Origin of the sequence: Luteolibacter pohnpeiensis, assembly GCF_016595435.1 — a bacterium.
Lineage (GTDB): Bacteria > Verrucomicrobiota > Verrucomicrobiia > Verrucomicrobiales > Akkermansiaceae > Luteolibacter > Luteolibacter pohnpeiensis.
Map to the genome: position 1 here is coordinate 1 of NZ_JAENIJ010000131.1, position 1,067 is coordinate 1,067.

General features: G+C 57.4%; 2 protein-coding genes. Both read left to right on the plus strand.

Features of this window, described 5'->3' with window-relative positions; translation table 11 throughout:
- Positions 1–57 precede the first annotated feature (57 nt).
- On the plus strand, positions 58–594 hold the full coding sequence (locus JIN85_RS20555) for a hypothetical protein (RefSeq protein WP_200274379.1): 537 nt from the start codon (positions 58–60) through the stop codon (positions 592–594).
- A gap of 3 nt (positions 595–597) precedes the next feature.
- Positions 598–1,067 (plus strand): hypothetical protein (locus tag JIN85_RS20560; RefSeq protein WP_200274381.1); only part of this gene is annotated, 470 nt, incomplete at its 3' end.

The window sequence follows — 1,067 nt, forward strand, 5'->3', positions numbered from 1 at the left end:
TCCTCAACGTCATCACTGGCGACTGATCTCTAACAACTCACCCCTTCATTTATCATCATGAAAGACCTCGTATTAGGAAGTCACCTCTGGTTTGCCCGTCTTGGCTCGACCATCGATGGCACTGTCGTCACCGAGAGCGCGGTGCCCATTTTCGCCACCACCAAGGCGGAATGGCTCAAGCTGCCGAGCTGTGAACAATGGGAACCGCGCCCGCCCAGCAACTTCGTATCGCGTCGTGCTCCTGGGACCGGCACCGGAACTTATGGCGTGCGCACCCGCATTCCACTGGGCGGCGACGATTTCACCCACGCCTTCAACGTGCAGGAATTCGGCAAGCTCGACTTCGAGCTGTTGCTCAACGCGGCCAGCGTCGATCCAACCACCGGCGCTTATGTCACCAATACCAAAGTCGAGCCAGTCGTCGGCTGGCTGCATCGCCAGGCGTTGCACGGTGAAACCATCATCGATGAAGCGGACGAGCTGGTGCAGTTGACCATCGAGGCATTCCAGTTTGGTGAAAACCTCAATCCGCACGCGCTGATTGCCACCGTGCTGAACAACACCCTAAACGCCGGAAAAATCACCAATCTCTAACCGGTGGCGGAAGAGTTATACGATTCGTTCCTGCAACTCACGTGGGACGCCTACGGAGCGCCAACGCGATTGGTTTCCGTGGGCGATCCCTTGTGGGGCGGGATTGAAATCAACGGCGGTCAGACCGTCGATGAAGTTCCATATACCAAAGCGGCGGGCATCCGTGCGCTACCGATGGGGAACGAGCGCAATCAACTCAAGTTCGAACGTTGCGTCATCCATGACTCTGTTGTTGCAGCATTCAGCCGACGACTCAAGGCGAGCACGCTGGTTCCCCGCAACGGGGCTGATCTGCATATCCAGTCGACCGATGGTTATGCGTTTCTATTAAAAAACGCAGCCATCCGAAGCTGGCCAACCGGTCAATTGGTGGACGGCCAGCCAACCCGGTTCACCCGCGAAGGTCTGGAAATCATCGGCGGCTCGCTGGTGATGGATCAGGTTCTCCAAACGGTGCCGCGCATCATCCTGTC

Excerpts from the sequence above, each read along its gene's own strand:
- JIN85_RS20555 (WP_200274379.1), top strand. The coding sequence starts at position 58 with ATGAAAGACCTCGTATTAGGAAGTCACCTCTGGTTTGCCCGTCTTGGC.